The following is a 15,274-nucleotide window of genomic DNA, read 5'->3' as shown; positions in this document are numbered from 1 at the left end:
TTTTTAGTCCTTCTCGGTGAACCGCCGATACCACCAGGGACGACCGGACAGCTTGTTGCCCCGGACCAGGTACACCAGTCGAGCAATCAAGACCTTGAGCGTCCAGCCAAAATGCGAGAGCACACGAAACCCGATGAGCACCCCGGTCACCACGTACACAGTGTTGAAAGTGGGAAATCGAAAGAACAGCATGTACAGCAGGAACAGCGGCGCCGGGACGCCATAAATGTTGAGTAGCCGTGAAGCGTTGCGCCAATAGCCAGCCTCAAGATCGGACTTCTTTCTGGTGTCCATGTAAAACACTCGCTGAAAAGTCGCCGGACACAGCCATACCGTCGTCTTGGCGACAACAGGATGTATCAGCGCAGATTTCGGGAAAGGTGGGGATCAGGCGTGTTTGCGCAGTTGCGGGAACTGCCTGGAAAACGAAGTGTTGCCCTGGCCGATCATCAGTAGTACCGCACTTTCGATGTCGTACTGCACAAGGCCTGATGCAAAGCAGTACATGGCCCACACCTGTTCGGGTGTGCTGCTGGCAACCAGTTCAACAATGTCCAGAAACGCCTTCTGATCACGCACGGTGCAGTTTTTAGAATGCTCGTACATCGGCTTTCCTCCGTGGAATGCGACTACACAAAATGCGTTAGGCGCTCTCGAACTCGCGCAACTGGTGACTGGTCATGGCTTCCTTCAGGTCTTTTTGCTCAATGTGTCCCTGCTGATAGAGCTGCCAGGCCTGATCTGCAATGCGTCGGCCCTCGACACGAATAATGCCGTCGATGTGCTGGCCCCATTGGGTATAAGGCATGTCGCCCAGCTTCCCGCGTAGGGGATCGTCGAAGATGATGTATTCACGCACCGCCTTGCGCTTTCCGTCTGTCGTGCGCAGCAGCTTCTGCACCACGATGTACTGCAGCACGCCTAGCAGGTCTCGGGCCGTAGACTCGCGCATTTCCGAGGGCACCATCGTCAGGCAGCGCGGGATGGCCTCACCTGGTGAGTGAATGTGCATCGTGGTCAAGTTGAAGTGCCCCAGTTGGCCGGCCAGCACACCGGCCTGGAAGGTTTCAAAGTCGCGCATTTCCCCGATGCCAATAATCGACGGTGCCCGGCGTAGATCCGCCCGGATGCCTTCGGCGTAGCCCCCTACATCACGCCCAATCTGTAGCTGCGTCGGCGGCAAAATGTCATCGGCCTGGCCCAGGACAAACTCGATCGGATCTTCCAGGGTAGTGATCTTGCGGTCCGGATCGGTGTCGAGGCAGTAGCGGTAGGCCGCAGCGGCCAGGGTGCTTTTGCCGGAGCCTGTAATCCCGCCCAGGATGCCCAGGCCATTGGGCGGTAACAGCGCATCGAATAGATCGGGCTCAAGGCCCATGCTGGTCAGCGGCGGAATATCCGAAGGAATAATCCGCATGGTCAGTGCCAACGTGCTGTCCAGCCGGCCTGCTGTGGCCTGCACAAAGTTGCAGCGAAAACGCAACCGCTCACCACGCTCAAGCCCGTAACGGCTGTACATGTCGCCATCCAGTTGCAAGGCACGGTCGACCGGGCGACCGCCGCGCACAGTCGCTCGGATCTCTGGGTTGAAAATCTCATCGACCACCTTGGACAACGAGTCGTCGGCCAGGACAAAGGCGCTGGCTCGGCGTTTGCGACCGTAACGGTCGACCACCAGGTTGTTGCCGCCCTGGATATGGATGTCGCTGATATTTTGTCGGGCACACCAGACAAAAAACTCACGCATCGAGGTGCCATTGACCCCGCCTTCAAAGGGGTAGGGGGTAAATTCAGTGGGTTCGGTCATGGCTTGTCCTTCCTGATCACAGGTTTCCATTGGGTCTTGTCTGGCACAAAGCCTGCGTTTTGCTTGATGGTGCGCACCCGATCCCCGGTCATCAGCTTCTGGCGGTCGCCGGTGACCGTCTGTTGCTGATCGCTCACCACCGGCAGCGTGATAAAGCCCTGCCTGAGCAGTTGCGAGTACAACAACATGCCCCGGTAGTCGCGGTTCAGGCGGTTGAAATTGGCTTCCAGGATACGGTCGGCACTCTCACGGCCTTCGGCCCAGCCCTTCTTGATCGAGGATTGCCACAGGTTTTTTTGCACGCTGTTTTCCGGCATGACCGACGACTCGGGTCCGTCCGGTCCCACCGTCGCCAGGCCTGCCAGTAGCCAGGTCCGCCATGACGGGGGGTTACTGACGAAGCGTTCCGGCACCACGATTTCGTACACCTGGTGCGATGTGCGGATCTGATTGGGCGTGATATGAGCCACGTCAATGGCCTCACTGATCACAGGCGGCAACCAACCCTGTTTGCTGATCAGGGTCTTGAAGTCATACAGGATCTCCAGCCGCCCAAAGCGCGCATCCAGCGTCTGCCGAAGCTCCCAGGCTCGCTCAGCCTTGCCGCCGCGAAAGCCCAGGGTATGCCCGGCTTCTTCAAGCAACTGGCGACGGGTATCGGAAACCTGCGAGGCATCGGGTCTGGAGGGGTTGAGGTAACTGTCCATGCCTTCCGGCGCATCCGGTGTGCGGGTTGTCTGCATCTGGGCACAGCCCATCAGACCTTGCAGCAAGGCCAGGATCAGGAGCGATCTTTTCATGGTTGCTCCGGGGCCTGCGCCGGCATGAAGGCAAGCGTCAGCTGGCTGGGCATTTGCTGCAGGTCAGCGCGCCAGGCCGTTTGCATGCGGATCATCTGCAGCAGGTTCTGGTAGGTAACACCGCGCACATGAATGTTGACCGGCAGCGGCAGGCGCACGCCTGTCCAGTTGAATCGGGCACCACGCTGCACCGCCAGATGCGACAGCAGCTCCACGGCATCACCGGACCAGTTGACCGACACCTGGTCGGTGTTGGCCTTAATCATATCGGCGGGCAGGGGTGAGACAGTGTTGATGACGCCTTCCTGCCACAGCACCTGTTGCTGGGCCACCAGACGCACCAGGGCGGGATCAGGGGTAGCGGGTTTCTGCGCCTGACAGCCAGCCAGCAGCAAGGCCACCGCAGGGGCAGTGAAAAGAAGATGCTTCATGAAATTCTCCCTACATCCCTGTCAGGACGCAGTTATTAGCGGATGGCCAGGTTGGCTGGGGGTGGGCTCTGCGTTTTGAGGCGGTCGTACAGCACTCGAACGCGCTGGGCATACCGCAGCCGTTTGGCTTCTTGCCCAGCGGTACTTTTAAAGCCGGCGTTGTAGGAGCCCAGGCAGCGCCAAGTGTTGCCGCACACCCGCAGGTGTTGGGCCAATACCCAGGCGCCGGCCTGGACGTTGAAACAGGCATTCCTTAGCAGGTCTTCGGGCTGGTTGATCAGGCCCATCCTGACCAGGCGGTTGGCATTGATCGTGTTGATCTGCATGACGCCGTAGTCAGTGCTGAGCAACTTGCCCTGGCGATCGTAATTCTTGTTCGTTGCGCCCTGCCGCAGACCGCTCTCCTGAATGCCGATGGCTTGAAGCAGGAGCGGGTCGACCTTGTAGCGTTGTCCGGCTTCCTTGAAACAGAAGGCCCCCGCCGACAGCGGCATCAGCAGGAGCAGGTACAGACATAGCGTTTTCATGGTGGTCCTCCAGCCTCAAGGTGCCGCGCGGGCCTGTTTCAGCACATAGCCCACATAGCCGTTGCGCACACCACGTTGGAAGTCGCCGGTGTTGTAAGCCGACAGGGCGGCTTGCAATGCAGCCTGTTCAGTGTCGAATTTCTTGCTGGCCTGCACGTAATTACGCGTCAGGACGACCCCGCCGGCATACACATTGGTGCAGGGATCAAAGGTCTGTTCAACGGTCAGTCCCAGGCCGCTCATGGTCTTGGAGTTGATCTGCATCAGCCCCATGTCGATGCTGGCTCCGGCCGCAATCAGGCGCCGTGCTTCACTGACCGCCGTCTGGTAGCTGTCCGGCTTCTTGAAACGGTGATTGCCGTTAACGCCAATCGCCCAGGGGTTGCCGCCAGACTCATGCTTCATGATCGCCATCATGGTGTTGCCGGAAACAAACGGTGCACACACAAGGACCAGCGACAACAGGTCCATCAGCGTGGCTCCGGTGCACTTACAAACCGGTCGGTCGCCATATTGGTCAGCCGGCAGAACTCGGTCAGGTCGTCTGCCGAAATGGCACATGACAACAAGTAGCCCTGCCAGGCATCGCAACCCAGCGCTTGCAGGCTGTTCATCTGTTCGTGTGTCTCCACACCTTCTGCCAATGTGCTCAGGTTGAACTCACGGGCAATGCCCAGGATGGCCCGCACAATGCGTCCATCAAACTCGCTAGGCGAGGTGCCGATGAACGAGCGGTCGATCTTCAGCGTGTCGACCGGAAAGTTCTTCAGGTAGTTGAGCGAAGACCACCCGGTGCCGAAGTCGTCCAGGGCCACCCTTACGCCCAGGTCGCGTAACGCATGCAGGATGCGCGCGGCCTTGTCGGTGTCCGTCACCAGAAAGCTTTCTGTCAGCTCCAACTCCAGCAATGAGGCCGGAAAGTCGAACTGGGTGAGCACCTCTTTGACCCGCTCGGGCAGGGCATCGACAAACTGCCGCCCCGACAGATTGACCGCGACCCGTAAATCAAGACCCATGTCTTTCCAGCGCCGGCCTTGCTGTACCGCTTCGCGAAGCACCCAGTCACCGATAGGGGTGATGAGGTTGGTTTCTTCCGCGACCTGGATGAAGCAAGACGGAGGCACCAGGCCACGTAGCGGGTGTTCCCAACGAATCAGCGCTTCAACCGCAACAATGCGGTTGGAGCGTGCACAAAACTGGGGCTGGTAGTGCAGGACAAAGTGACCGTCGTTCAGGGCCACCTTCAGCTCGGCTTCCATCAATGCACGAGCCTCGGCCTTGGCATTCATCTGCGCGTCATAGAAACGCAGCGTGTTGCGACCTTCGCCTTTGCTGCTGTACATGGCCATATCCGAATTGTGCAGCAACTCATCAACACTCGTGCCGTCGGTAGGCCATGCAGCGACACCCACGCTGGCACTGATCTGCAGCACGCTGTCACCGACCAGGATGGGACGGGCACAGGCATCCAGGATGCGCTGGGCCACAATCACGGTTTCCTGGGTATCGCGCAGATTACACACCAGAACCACGAACTCATCGCCGCCGAGTCTGGCCACCGTGTCGCTCTCACGTACGCAACTGCGCAGGCGCAGCGCAATCTCGACCAGGACGGCATCACCTGCAGCATGGCCGTAGGTGTCATTGATGTGCTTGAACCGGTCCAGATCGATGAACAACACGCCCAGGTAGGCTTGATCGAGGCGGCTCACCGTGTGAATGGCCTGGTGCATACGATCGCGCAACAGCTCGCGATTGGGCAGATCCGTCAGAGGATCGAACAGGGCAACGTGCCAGGGACCGGGAACACTATTGAGTGCCTCGTCCAGGCCCTGAATTAGATAGGCGATACCGTCAGTGATCGAGGAACGTCGTACTAAAGCGCGCTTGTGCGCCTGCTCTGCAGTTTTGAATGCAAACTCATCGGTGCCATCTTGCACAGCACCTGGGGCATTGAAGGCTTTGAACTGAACTCGCTGTTCCTCATCGGCCAGCAGGTCCTGGACGCTCAGGTTGGTCCAGTCGGTGAGTGAGAAAAAATCCATCGCTGCCAGGTTGGCATAGGTGATGTTGGCCTGATCGGACTGCACAAACAGCACGGCAGCCGGAAGTTTCGAAAGTAACTCTCGGTACATGGAAGACCTCGACACGCAAAGACACGGAGAGAGAAAGGGCCGACGGTCGTCAATCACCGAGAACAGCGGATTTTGACTGCCAGGAAAGCTTGCGGGGCTGCCCAATCGTGCGCAGTGCAGACGGTGCGCAGACACGTCCAGCCGCTACGGCACCTTCGCTGTAGGGCTGGCCGGCCAGTAGGCATACTTCCGGCGTGGCCAGCGGCTTGGGCAGTTTTTTCAGCTGCTCGGCATTCAACTGATTGAGCATCGACAGCTGGTCTTGCATGACCTGCAGATGGGTGTTGGTCAGATCTTGCTGCTTATGCGTCGCGCAGCCGGAAAGTGCTGCAACCACGGCAAGGCCGGCCAGGACGGTAATAATGGCTTTCATGAGAAACCTATAGGGGGAGGAATTTAGCGGGAGCAGGCAATATCAAGAACGGTATTGGGCTGGGAGTAATAAGGGTGTTCCTTGTTGTACCCAATTCTGTACTCGTTGATCAGGCCAAACTGATAGCCATAGACACGTGTGCAGTAGCGAACCGCGCAGGTTACTTGATACGTGAATGTGTCATAGAGCGGTGGGCTGGTCGGGTCGTTAACAATGCATTCCCGATTGACAGCTGCAACTGTCGTCCTGTCGAACCGATACGTACGCAGCCTGGCCCAGCGTCCGCTTTGGCAGGTCAATGCCAGCCCGCCGCTATCCAGTGCCATAGTGCGTGGTTGGCAAGTGCCGCCTTCCACGGCCACCCCGTCCAGTTGCAAAAACTCCCCTGACTTTAGGCGTCCCGTCGACGTTACCGTCTCCCCATTCACGGCACTTGAAGCAGTCACATTCACAGCATCGATGTCGTTGGCATTGGCGATGTCGTGCTTGGTGCCTGACGCATCTTGCAGGTTGAGCGTGCCAGTCATAGGCAAGCTGCCATCCCGGCGTAGAAATTCGAAAAAACCCTGGCTGTCATAGCCATTGGTCATGGCCACCAGACCCGCCACGCCGGTGGGGTTGCTGCCGATCACCGTGCCGCCGCTCGCAACAAAGACGTTGGGGTCACCCCCCATCGCGGCTGGCAGCGAAACGCCGGCATTGCCTGGACTGGCTGAATTGGCCGCGAGCGTAGCCCGTCGAGTATCAGGCGTGGTGCTGTCAGGCAGCCGCAACGGTGCCGAGGTGATAACCCGAAACACAAGACTGCAGGTGGGTATGCTGCAACCGCTCTGCGTGTTGACCTGCATGATGACGTTGTACTGGATCGACTGACCGTTATAGATGACCGGATTAATCGCGGTAGCCGGTAAAAACCCCAAGGCATTCAGATCGGCAGCGGTTGGATTGAGGATCCGCTGCGGGGGCAGCGTATAGCCGTTGCGCGTTATCGTCTGACCTTGCTGGATTTGCGTGAAGAAGGTGGTGGCATAGGTCTTGACCGCGTCACTGACGTTTGCCATCCGTTCACCGACCATCTTCGCCTTGTCATCGCGACCCTGATCGAGCGTGGCTTGCCAGTAACGGTTGCCGGCATAAGCCGTCAAAAGCGACCCGACCATTACAACAATGGCCAGTTGAGGTAACAAATAGCCCTTTTGTATACGCCGGCCAGGTGGCAAGCGCGCGCAGAGCAATGGTTGCGTCATAAAGAAATCCTAAAGATGACTGAATTGTGCGCGATCAACTTCTTGGTTGAGCGCGGTGTACTCGCCTCGGCTGATGTGTGCGATGACCTTGTTCTCACGCGGCAAAGCCGATACGACCAGACGGCCATTGGCGTCGAATCGCTGGTGAATGGCCAATTGCAGGCTGGTGGCCAGCAACTCGTTGGCATTGGCCTCACCGGCTGCCCGAGCCATTGCAGCCAGGCGTTCAAGCCCGGCTGGAATGGTCTTGGCATGCACCGTGGCCAGCACCAGGTGCCCATCGCTGGACAGGCGAAATAGCTGAGCAGCGGCATTGCTGCTCAGCACTTCGCCAAAACCCAGCATCGAAGCGTCCTTGGCCGGAAAGCAGCGCAGTGCGGCATGAATGGCCTGGTCAAAACCATCCAGTTCCGCCACATCGATCTGCTCGCAATACCCGCTGCCGTGTGCGCCTTCCAGAGGATCCTCGGGGGGATCCTCCAAGGTCAGCGCATAGCCACCGAACAACCGCAGCCGAGCCGCCACGGTGGCCGAAAAGGTCACGGTTTTTCCCGCGCCGGTCAGGCCGAAGATCAGGATCAGGCCACCGGTTTCACGCATCCGGGCGCCCAGCAGCAGCGCCAAGACCCACTGCGGAATACCCAGCGCCTCCAGATCCGGACAGTGATCACGCAAACGCCGTAAGGCATAGCGCCCCTGACGCATGCGCTGCACTCGCCAGGGACTGCCATCGTCCAGCAGGATCTTCTTTCGTTCCGGGTGTTGTCCGATGCCTGCAATCAACTGTTGTACCAGGTCATGATGCTCAAGTTGAGCGGGCAATTGACCGGGAAACATGATCGCGGGACCGCGACCATCGGTAGACAGGTGAACGTCGGTGATCAAGGGCATGCTCATCGCCGGCCCCTTGCTGTCAGGCACGCCCGAACGTGAAGGTAATGGTGTTGGTCGCCGTCGAGCTGCACTGCGTACCGATCACAGTCAGAGCAGTGCCGTTGACGCCTGTCTTGACCGCTGTGCCGTTGACCGTCGCGGCCAGGTATTGGTCAGCGGAGAAGGTATTGGCAATCTTGATGCATTCACGAGTCGGCACGTTGTTCAGGGTGCCCGTTACACGCGTGTTAGTGGCTGCCGTGACAAAGGTCATCGTGCCCCACTGGGTCACCAGGTTACCGGTCGGCACTCCATTGGTAACTTCAGTGAAGCCGCTGCCGATCCAGCCGTTTTGCGCGACCTGTGCGGTGGTCAGCCCGGCATAGGAGGTCTTGTTCTGGTAGGCCGTTTGAATCGCCGGGATGGCCAGGTTGAGCTCATCGGTGATTTTGGTAGCTCGAATGCTGGCAAAAATGCCTGGCAGGACCAACGAAGCCAAACCGGCCAGCAAGCTGACGAGCAGGACCACAATGGCGAACTCCATTAACCCGAAACCCCGCTGCTTGCGCTTTTTTAAGCCCAGCAGTACGCCGCTCGAAGTATTGACTTGAGTGTTTTGCATGACAGTTTCCTTGAGGTACGACAAAGATCCGACCAAATGGCCGGGAGGGTGGTGTTGCGAGGGGTGATGCTTAACGGATGTTCTGGATGTACGTTTCCAGCGCCTGGTTGAACTCGAAGTTCGCCCAGACGATTACGCCTATCACGGCAGCTACCAGGAGCATGGTCATGAAGCCGGTGATTACCGCGCGGCGGTCAGCCGCCTGAATCTGCTTGTCGCCGTGGTCGAAGGCCAGAATGCGTAGCGCCTTGGTGAAATCAGTTCGTTCGGCGTAGTCCTCGATCCGGTCCATCAATTGGATCGGAAACAACCCCGTATTCAGGGCCCGTGCCGGCTGATCCGGGGTACGCACCAGTTGCTTGAGCATCAGACTCAGATGCCAGCTCAGCCAGGGTGAAGCGAACTGACGCATGCGCTCCAACGCCTCTTTTGGACCGTGGTTGTTGGACTGCAGCAGGATGGCAAAGGCGACCAGGAACGTATTGGCCTCGCGTTCTCGGTAACCCCGCCAAGGCAACAACGGCACACGGTCGACCCAGGCACGCAGCCTGCCGCGCCACTGGCCTCGGCTCCACATCACCAGCCACACAGCGATCCCTAAACCGATGCCCAATGCCACGCCTCCGTTGACCAGCAGGTTGGAGAACGCATACAGCTGCCGGCTCACCTCCGGCCACTTGTCCAGTGGCAACGTCTGCAGGTTCTGAGGCGCGATGACCAGGGCATAGGCCAGAAAGAAGCTGAGCAAGATAGCCAGCGCAATCGCCGGCGAAATGAGCGACATGAAATAGGCATTTTTTATCTTGCTGGATAGGCGTATGGCCCGTCCCAAGTAATCCATCGCCTCACTCAAGCGCCCATCTTCCTCCGCTGCGGTCAGGACCATGACCTCATAGTCCGGCACCGTGTGCTGCAGCGCCCTGGCAAATGTCATCCGGCGCATCTTGCGTAGCCAGTGCTCATACAAAGGCGCCCAACCTGATTTGCGTTTCCGGGCCCTGGCCGCCATTTTTCCTAAACGATCAGCATCTGAAGCACCGTCGCGTAGGGCCGAGGCAAAGTCTTCATAGAATTCTTGCCGACTGACGTCAAACGCATTGAACAGCCATTTATAGAACTTGAAACCCAGGTTCATGAAGACGCCTCCACCAGCTCGTAGCCTTCCAGAGGTTCAAACTCTCGTTCCAGGTCACGGGGATCAATCAGCCCCTGCGACACCTTGTACAGCGCATGTTCGTAAGCCGTCTTGCCGGTCATGTCGGCCTCGTCATAGGCAGCACGGCGGCTTTTACGCCAGTAGTCTTCGGCCTGCTCATCCTTGCCTTCGGCAATGAACTGGCGGATGACCTTGTCGGGCGTAACGATCTCGGCCACCACTGTAGAGCCGATAACGCCTCGCTTCCGACACTGAGGGCAGCCGTCTTCGCTCGAGCAGCGCACCGCTTCAGGGTTGATACCGAACTTGCTCTGCAGCAGCTTCAACATGGACTCGGGCAGCACGTCTTTGGCCGGCACGCAGCAGTGTGGGCACAAGATCGGCAGCAGCCGCTGAAAAGCCACGGAGGAAATGAACTGTCGATCCGCCAGGATATGCCGATCAAGACCCAGGCGGTTCAAACGCAGCAGCGCGCCAAAGGCCGATGAGGTGTGCAGTGTGGTGTACAGCTTGTGCCCGGTCAGCACGAAGTCTCCCACGATGGATGCCGTTGCCCGATCGCGCGTTTCACCTACCAAAACTTCGTCCGGATCCGCCCGCAGAATGTCGCGTAGCGTACCGAGCAACGCGACGTTGCTGTCGTCTTCTTCCTCGTGATCACTACGCTGGATCGAGATTTGCGACACCATGAAGATTTTGTATTCCACTGGGTCTTCAACCGAGTAACGCTTGCGAAAACGACGGTTGGGATCGAACTCCATCGCCGCCTTGACCGTTGTGGACTTACCACTGCCGGTCGGGCCGGTGATCGCAATAAGGCCAATGGATCGCGCTGCACTCAGCTCTAACTGCCGAATTTGCGAAACCTCGTAGCCCAGCTCTTCAAAGGTCTTGCTGGGTAGGCCAGCCGTTTCTACGGCCAATACCCGGATGATCACGTCCCATCCATCGGCCAATCGGATGTACTTGTAGCGCAGCTTGTAATGCGTGCCGTTGACGACGGTCGGCACCATGCAACTCAGCGACTTGTTCTCCAGGGAGAATGTGCCAAGGCTGCGGGTACGCGAGTCGGCCATCTGTGTGTACAGGTAACCGGCAATCTGCTCGCAAGTGTCGACGTCATATTTGCGGTACGGATACATGCGGCTATGAACCCGAAACAGAGCCATTCCGCTGCCTTCACGACAGCACAGGTGGATGTCCGTGGCCTTGTCGTTAATGGCATCGCGCACCAGCTCTTCCACAACCGGGCGGGCATCGCTCGCCTTGTTATCGGCACCCTCGCGGTTGATGGCCCTGTTGATTTCAGCGATCAGCCCAACATCGGCCAGGCGCTCCAACGCCAGGGTGTAGCCAGCCTCAAGCACCCGCTTTCGCAGTTCCAGGTGCAGCCGTTGGCCCAGAGCATTTTCAGAGACCAGCAGCATGGCTTCCCGGTGGCCTCGGTCGACCACAGCCACCAGTGCTAAGTCGTTGCCAGTCACACCATGCGCCTGACTCATGACCGAGCGAAAGGCAGGCATTTCAGCGCGATTCTTGATGCGGCCTTCCCTACGGATTGAGGCCACCATTTTAGAAAGCTGTTGAGCAGCATCCTCTTGGGCAGGTGGTTTATCCCGGCGCTTGAAAAAACTCCAGGTCGAACGCGTTTGTGTGGACATGGCAACTCCAGGGCTAACGCATTGATGCAGGGTTCATGGCTGCAGGATTGATAGCGGGGGTAATCGGCGCTGACGGTGGGATAAAGGCGGGGACAGGTAAGGCATTGGAGATAATCGCCTGGCTACCTTGCCCACCCATCCAGTCCAGCATGATGGTTTTACGCTGCAGGACCTGGCGGCCTTCGGTGCGCACCAGTTGAATCTGGTACTGCTCAATGCTCTCCAACTTCCAGCCATCAACCTTGGAGATGAACGGCTCCTGCATCGACACCGGTACGCGGCGTCCCTTGTAGTTGATCTCGGCCACTTCCTTGCCCGCCAAGCCCCAGATGGCTTCAACGGTGGGCTCCAGCTCGTTGACCTCCTGCTTGGCACCAGGCAAGGGGTTGGCATTGCTCGGGATAGCCGCAGTGCCTTGGTTTTCGTTCTGGCGGATCCGCATGTCCATTTCCGAATCCAGCAGCTGAGCCTGTTTGGCCAGCAGCCGGCCAAACGTGTCGGTCGAATGGTCAATCGGAATCAGGTCATCGGCATGTGCCGCAAACGACAGGAACAACAGCAACAACGCCACTTTAGGGATTGGCATACACAGCTCCTTTCAATTCAAAGGTCAGGGGGTCATCAAGCTTGAACGTCACACTGGACACCCCACTGGTAGCCGGTAGACGTGTAGCCAGATTCTCAAGCAGCACCGCAGCCCCTGTGGCGTCGAAGCCGCCAATCATGGGTATCCAGTCTTCTTCGGGCAGCGGCATGGAGGCATCGCCGGCCACCCGCGCCCAGGACGACGGCAGCGTCAGGTTCAAGCCAAGCATTTTTGAAACCTGAGCCAGGTTGCCCAGCGCCTGGTTGACTGCATCGCGCGTCGGCAACCCTTCAAGGGTGTTCTGTGGACTGTCGGGCAGTTGCACGACGATGGGCTGAGTGACTTTTTCGATATTGCTATCGAACGTCGGGGCCGGCCATTCGTCGGGCTTGGCAGCCAGGTAGCCGGCCCAGGTGGCAAACGCCTGCGCTTGATAGGTCAGCGTGCAGCCTGATCCCGCGCATTCCAGACCGGTCAGTTTCCAGCCGGCCAGCGAGCGCTTTAGGTCACTGGTGGCCGCCAGGTAAGCCGGAATGGATACGCGCGCTGACGCCGTGGCGTTCAGTGCTGTATCCACTGCATTGCCCAGCTCCAGCTTGCGCTGCGCCACGGCGCGCTCTCGAATCAGCGAGGCATCACGCCGCGCCGTTTCCTCAACCTGCATCTGGTACAGGTAATAGGCCGCTCCCCCAGCAACCAGCACCGTAAACAGGAGGATAGGAATGACCGGCACCGAGGTGTGGCGACTGAACGCGGCTTTGGCCATGTCACGCTTGTTGATCGAGTGGCTCAGGATCTCCAACGAGAAAGGCCGCAGATCCAGCGTGTAAGGCAAGGCGGCCAGCCGATCTTGCTGATCGGTGTAGACCGGCAGTTTCGAGGGATCCTGAAAAGCGCTGAGCAGGTCCTTGAGCAGCAGCATCACTTCACTGAACGTGCCCACCAGGTCAGCACGTTTCATCGGCACATTGTCCTGCACCGCAAACAGCCAAAACCGATCTTCATCGACCTCAATCAAGGTCAAGTACAGATCCTCGGCAATGGCTGCGCGTATCAGGGCAGCGGCTGCCACCGGACGTTTCTTGCTCTGGCCTCGTGCGATGAACGCCACGCTGTCATCGACCTGGCCATGACCGGCCCATACATACTGCCAGCCAGCATCGACACCCCGGCCCAGCTGCCGAATCTCTTCGCGCTTGCCGTCCATGCCCTGCAGCGTCAACCAGTCCAGGCCCATCACCACCGTGCCGAAGCCCGGAATCTGTACCTGATTGAGCATTAGTTCACCCCTTCCATGATCTGTGGGGTGAGCAGTACCAGGACAGCCCGGCGCGACGTTGACGTGGCAATGCCACCGCCCAGCAACGGGGTCAGCTTGCCGTCGAACGACTTGTCGGTAGCCTGCTGCTGCGTGTTCTCCACCCCGGCCAGTACGGCGGTTTCACCGTTCACGATGCTGGTGTAGATCTGGTACTGGTTTGCCGTCGATTGCGGGTACTGCAGGGTGACGCCGTTGTTGACGAAGGTCACCGTATCGCCGCGCATCGAAGCGTCCATGCTGAACTGCACGATCACAGAGCCATTGGGCAGGATCGAGGAGCGCATATTCAGGAACGTACCAGTGGTGAGCTGGCCTGGATCGACGCCTGGCACGACAGTGGTGCTGTTGGTGTTGTTATTGGACGCTGACGAAGATCGAGCCGGATAGATGAAGTTCTCGGTGTTGGCCACTGACAGGGGCCGGTTGTTCATCATCGAGTACGTTTCATCCTTGCGGATGTTGACCTTGCCCACGGTGGCCAGCGCTTGCAGGAAGGTGCTGGTCGTCGAGGTGTCGCCATTGCGGATCACGCCGAGCTGGCCAAAGCCGGATGAGCCACCCGGTAAGCCGGCAGGCGAAAAGAACCTCACGTTCCACTTGGCCGTGGCCTCATTGATCAACCAGGACCAGTTCACCCCCATGTCATTGTTGGTGTTCGACGTCAGGTCGACGATCTGCACGCGCATACGCACCTGGCGACCGACCGACTTGTTTTCCGCGTTGATCAGTTCCTCCACCTGCTCCTGCACCTCACGGGTATCGGTGACAGTCACCACACCGGATGCGGAGATAGAGAGTTTGCCTACGCCATTCGGCGTCAAAGCGCCTTCGATGGCGGTTTTGAGACTGGCCACCACGTCCACCGAGGCGGCCATCTTCGCGGAGACATCCGCCGATGCTTCAACGCTGCCCGCCTGTGAGGTGCCGCCACTGCTACTGCCGCCGCCGCTTTCACTGCCGCCAGAGGAAGAGGTTTTGGCGATCGTGCTGTTGATCTCGTTGGTGTCGGTGATCGTCGCTAGCTGGTAGGTCCGAGTGACCAGACGAGAAATCAGGACCACACCGTCCTTGTAGTCCCAGCCCACGCCGTATTTGGCCGAGATTTGATCGAGCAGCTCACTGAGCGTGCCGCCAAACGGGCTGGCTTGATCGAGAAAGAAGGTGCGTGGCGCCACATAGCCTGTGCTCATGCTGGGCATGCCACTGCCATCCATACCTGCCAGAGACGTAATGCTTGGCACCGACTGACCGATCGGGCCACTCATGGGAACACTCATGTCCATAGGCGCCATAGGCATGGCAGAGCCGCCACCAGACGACCCCATGCGCTGCGCCGAGAACACATCGATCGGCACCAGGGCATCGGGGCTGACCCGTACCGACAGGCCGGCGATCTTGCTGATTCGGTCGGCAATGACGGTCAGCGTCGGTTTATCGGGAAACGCGAACCGGATCGGGTGACTGAATACAGGCGGCAGTTCGGCATCGCGCGACACCTTGACCGTCTTGCCGCCCAGCCACACGCCGTCGAACTCGCGTACCGCCGCGCCGCGCATCTGATCCTCCAGCCGCAACTGGGTCAGGCTGTCCTGCACTTTCTTGTTACCGTCGGCTGACGCACCGCGAATATCGTCACGCTCATTCACCGTGCCGCACCCGGCCAATGCCAAGGCAACGGCCACGGCAATGCTTCGTTTCAAGTACGAAGTCATGGGGTTTACTCCAGGAAGGGGGA

17 protein-coding genes are annotated in these 15,274 nt (G+C 58.9%); all 17 read right to left on the bottom strand.

Going from position 1 to position 15,274, the window contains the following annotated elements; all coding sequences use genetic code 11:
- Nucleotides 1-3 precede the first annotated feature (3 nt).
- The gene (icmT, locus tag DGA31_RS24090) at nucleotides 4-294 is read right to left on the bottom strand and encodes an IcmT/TraK family protein (RefSeq protein ID WP_109514236.1); all 291 of its coding nucleotides are present in this window, start codon (nucleotides 292-294) and stop codon (nucleotides 4-6) included.
- Nucleotides 295-387: 93 nt separating this feature from the next.
- A complete protein-coding gene (locus tag DGA31_RS24085) occupies nucleotides 388-606 on the bottom strand; it encodes a hypothetical protein (protein WP_109514235.1) in 219 nt (72 codons plus the stop codon).
- A 37-nt stretch (nucleotides 607-643) separates the two neighbouring features.
- Nucleotides 644-1,807 carry a plasmid transfer ATPase TraJ gene (gene traJ / locus DGA31_RS24080; protein ID WP_109514234.1) on the bottom strand — a complete coding sequence of 388 codons (1,164 nt, stop codon included), beginning with the start codon at nucleotides 1,805-1,807 and terminating at the stop codon, nucleotides 644-646.
- Nucleotides 1,804-2,607 carry a type IV secretion system DotC family protein gene (locus tag DGA31_RS24075; protein ID WP_109514233.1) on the bottom strand — a complete coding sequence of 268 codons (804 nt, stop codon included), beginning with the start codon at nucleotides 2,605-2,607 and terminating at the stop codon, nucleotides 1,804-1,806. The genes traJ and DGA31_RS24075 overlap by 4 nt, the downstream gene beginning before the upstream one ends.
- Nucleotides 2,604-3,038 carry a DotD/TraH family lipoprotein gene (locus tag DGA31_RS24070; RefSeq protein WP_109514232.1) on the bottom strand — a complete coding sequence of 145 codons (435 nt, stop codon included), beginning with the start codon at nucleotides 3,036-3,038 and terminating at the stop codon, nucleotides 2,604-2,606. The genes DGA31_RS24075 and DGA31_RS24070 overlap by 4 nt, the downstream gene beginning before the upstream one ends.
- Nucleotides 3,039-3,073: 35 nt before the next feature.
- Nucleotides 3,074-3,565 (bottom strand): lytic transglycosylase domain-containing protein, encoded by a 492-nt coding sequence (locus DGA31_RS24065; protein ID WP_161959229.1) that lies wholly within the window; start codon nucleotides 3,563-3,565, stop codon nucleotides 3,074-3,076.
- Nucleotides 3,566-3,580: 15 nt separating this feature from the next.
- Nucleotides 3,581-4,036 carry a lytic transglycosylase domain-containing protein gene (locus tag DGA31_RS24060; RefSeq protein ID WP_161959228.1) on the bottom strand — a complete coding sequence of 152 codons (456 nt, stop codon included), beginning with the start codon at nucleotides 4,034-4,036 and terminating at the stop codon, nucleotides 3,581-3,583.
- Nucleotides 4,036-5,700, bottom strand: a complete 1,665-nt coding sequence (locus tag DGA31_RS24055; protein ID WP_109514230.1) for a putative bifunctional diguanylate cyclase/phosphodiesterase — start codon at nucleotides 5,698-5,700, stop codon at nucleotides 4,036-4,038. Before DGA31_RS24055 ends, DGA31_RS24060 begins: the two co-directional genes overlap by 1 nt.
- A 49-nt stretch (nucleotides 5,701-5,749) precedes the next feature.
- A complete protein-coding gene (locus tag DGA31_RS24050) occupies nucleotides 5,750-6,073 on the bottom strand; it encodes a hypothetical protein (RefSeq protein ID WP_109514229.1) in 324 nt (107 codons plus the stop codon).
- 23 nt (nucleotides 6,074-6,096) lie between these two features.
- Nucleotides 6,097-7,320 (bottom strand): shufflon system plasmid conjugative transfer pilus tip adhesin PilV, encoded by a 1,224-nt coding sequence (gene pilV / locus DGA31_RS24045; RefSeq protein ID WP_109514228.1) that lies wholly within the window; start codon nucleotides 7,318-7,320, stop codon nucleotides 6,097-6,099.
- A 9-nt stretch (nucleotides 7,321-7,329) separates the two neighbouring features.
- Complete coding sequence (locus DGA31_RS24040) at nucleotides 7,330-8,217, bottom strand: ATPase, T2SS/T4P/T4SS family (protein ID WP_109514227.1); 888 nt, start codon at nucleotides 8,215-8,217, stop codon at nucleotides 7,330-7,332.
- Between the two features lie 16 nt (nucleotides 8,218-8,233).
- On the bottom strand, nucleotides 8,234-8,815 hold the full coding sequence (locus DGA31_RS24035) for a type 4 pilus major pilin (RefSeq protein WP_109514226.1): 582 nt from the start codon (nucleotides 8,813-8,815) through the stop codon (nucleotides 8,234-8,236).
- Between the two features lie 70 nt (nucleotides 8,816-8,885).
- Nucleotides 8,886-9,950, bottom strand: coding sequence for a type II secretion system F family protein (locus DGA31_RS24030; RefSeq protein ID WP_109514225.1), 1,065 nt, complete (start codon nucleotides 9,948-9,950; stop codon nucleotides 8,886-8,888).
- Nucleotides 9,947-11,632, bottom strand: coding sequence for a GspE/PulE family protein (locus tag DGA31_RS24025; protein WP_152035075.1), 1,686 nt, complete (start codon nucleotides 11,630-11,632; stop codon nucleotides 9,947-9,949). Before DGA31_RS24025 ends, DGA31_RS24030 begins: the two co-directional genes overlap by 4 nt.
- 13 nt (nucleotides 11,633-11,645) lie before the next feature.
- Entirely contained in the window at nucleotides 11,646-12,218 is a 573-nt protein-coding gene (locus DGA31_RS24020; RefSeq protein WP_152035074.1) for a hypothetical protein, read from the bottom strand.
- Nucleotides 12,205-13,497, bottom strand: coding sequence for a type 4b pilus protein PilO2 (gene pilO2, locus DGA31_RS24015; RefSeq protein ID WP_109514222.1), 1,293 nt, complete (start codon nucleotides 13,495-13,497; stop codon nucleotides 12,205-12,207). Before pilO2 ends, DGA31_RS24020 begins: the two co-directional genes overlap by 14 nt.
- Nucleotides 13,497-15,251, bottom strand: coding sequence for a hypothetical protein (locus tag DGA31_RS24010; protein WP_109514221.1), 1,755 nt, complete (start codon nucleotides 15,249-15,251; stop codon nucleotides 13,497-13,499). The genes pilO2 and DGA31_RS24010 overlap by 1 nt, the downstream gene beginning before the upstream one ends.
- Nucleotides 15,252-15,274 lie beyond the last annotated feature (23 nt).

Source organism: Pseudomonas ovata (genome assembly GCF_003131185.1).
Classification (GTDB): Bacteria; Pseudomonadota; Gammaproteobacteria; order Pseudomonadales; family Pseudomonadaceae; genus Aquipseudomonas; species Aquipseudomonas ovata.
Note: the sequence above shows the minus strand (reverse complement) of the source record. Positions and strands in the feature narration are given on the sequence as shown.

What these genes read in the sequence shown, in the direction of transcription:
- icmT (WP_109514236.1), bottom strand. Translation starts at nt 294, where the DNA reads ATGGACACCAGAAAGAAGTCCGATCTTGAGGCTGGCTATTGGCGCAAC.
- DGA31_RS24085 (WP_109514235.1), bottom strand. Translation starts at nt 606, where the DNA reads ATGTACGAGCATTCTAAAAACTGCACCGTGCGTGATCAGAAGGCGTTT.
- traJ (WP_109514234.1), bottom strand. Translation starts at nt 1,807, where the DNA reads ATGACCGAACCCACTGAATTTACCCCCTACCCCTTTGAAGGCGGGGTC.
- DGA31_RS24075 (WP_109514233.1), bottom strand. Translation starts at nt 2,607, where the DNA reads ATGAAAAGATCGCTCCTGATCCTGGCCTTGCTGCAAGGTCTGATGGGC.
- DGA31_RS24070 (WP_109514232.1), bottom strand. Translation starts at nt 3,038, where the DNA reads ATGAAGCATCTTCTTTTCACTGCCCCTGCGGTGGCCTTGCTGCTGGCT.
- DGA31_RS24065 (WP_161959229.1), bottom strand. Translation starts at nt 3,565, where the DNA reads ATGAAAACGCTATGTCTGTACCTGCTCCTGCTGATGCCGCTGTCGGCG.
- DGA31_RS24060 (WP_161959228.1), bottom strand. Translation starts at nt 4,036, where the DNA reads ATGGACCTGTTGTCGCTGGTCCTTGTGTGTGCACCGTTTGTTTCCGGC.
- DGA31_RS24055 (WP_109514230.1), bottom strand. Translation starts at nt 5,700, where the DNA reads ATGTACCGAGAGTTACTTTCGAAACTTCCGGCTGCCGTGCTGTTTGTG.
- DGA31_RS24050 (WP_109514229.1), bottom strand. Translation starts at nt 6,073, where the DNA reads ATGAAAGCCATTATTACCGTCCTGGCCGGCCTTGCCGTGGTTGCAGCA.
- pilV (WP_109514228.1), bottom strand. Translation starts at nt 7,320, where the DNA reads ATGACGCAACCATTGCTCTGCGCGCGCTTGCCACCTGGCCGGCGTATA.
- DGA31_RS24040 (WP_109514227.1), bottom strand. Translation starts at nt 8,217, where the DNA reads ATGAGCATGCCCTTGATCACCGACGTTCACCTGTCTACCGATGGTCGC.
- DGA31_RS24035 (WP_109514226.1), bottom strand. Translation starts at nt 8,815, where the DNA reads ATGCAAAACACTCAAGTCAATACTTCGAGCGGCGTACTGCTGGGCTTA.
- DGA31_RS24030 (WP_109514225.1), bottom strand. Translation starts at nt 9,950, where the DNA reads ATGAACCTGGGTTTCAAGTTCTATAAATGGCTGTTCAATGCGTTTGAC.
- DGA31_RS24025 (WP_152035075.1), bottom strand. Translation starts at nt 11,632, where the DNA reads ATGTCCACACAAACGCGTTCGACCTGGAGTTTTTTCAAGCGCCGGGAT.
- DGA31_RS24020 (WP_152035074.1), bottom strand. Translation starts at nt 12,218, where the DNA reads ATGCCAATCCCTAAAGTGGCGTTGTTGCTGTTGTTCCTGTCGTTTGCG.
- pilO2 (WP_109514222.1), bottom strand. Translation starts at nt 13,497, where the DNA reads ATGCTCAATCAGGTACAGATTCCGGGCTTCGGCACGGTGGTGATGGGC.
- DGA31_RS24010 (WP_109514221.1), bottom strand. Translation starts at nt 15,251, where the DNA reads ATGACTTCGTACTTGAAACGAAGCATTGCCGTGGCCGTTGCCTTGGCA.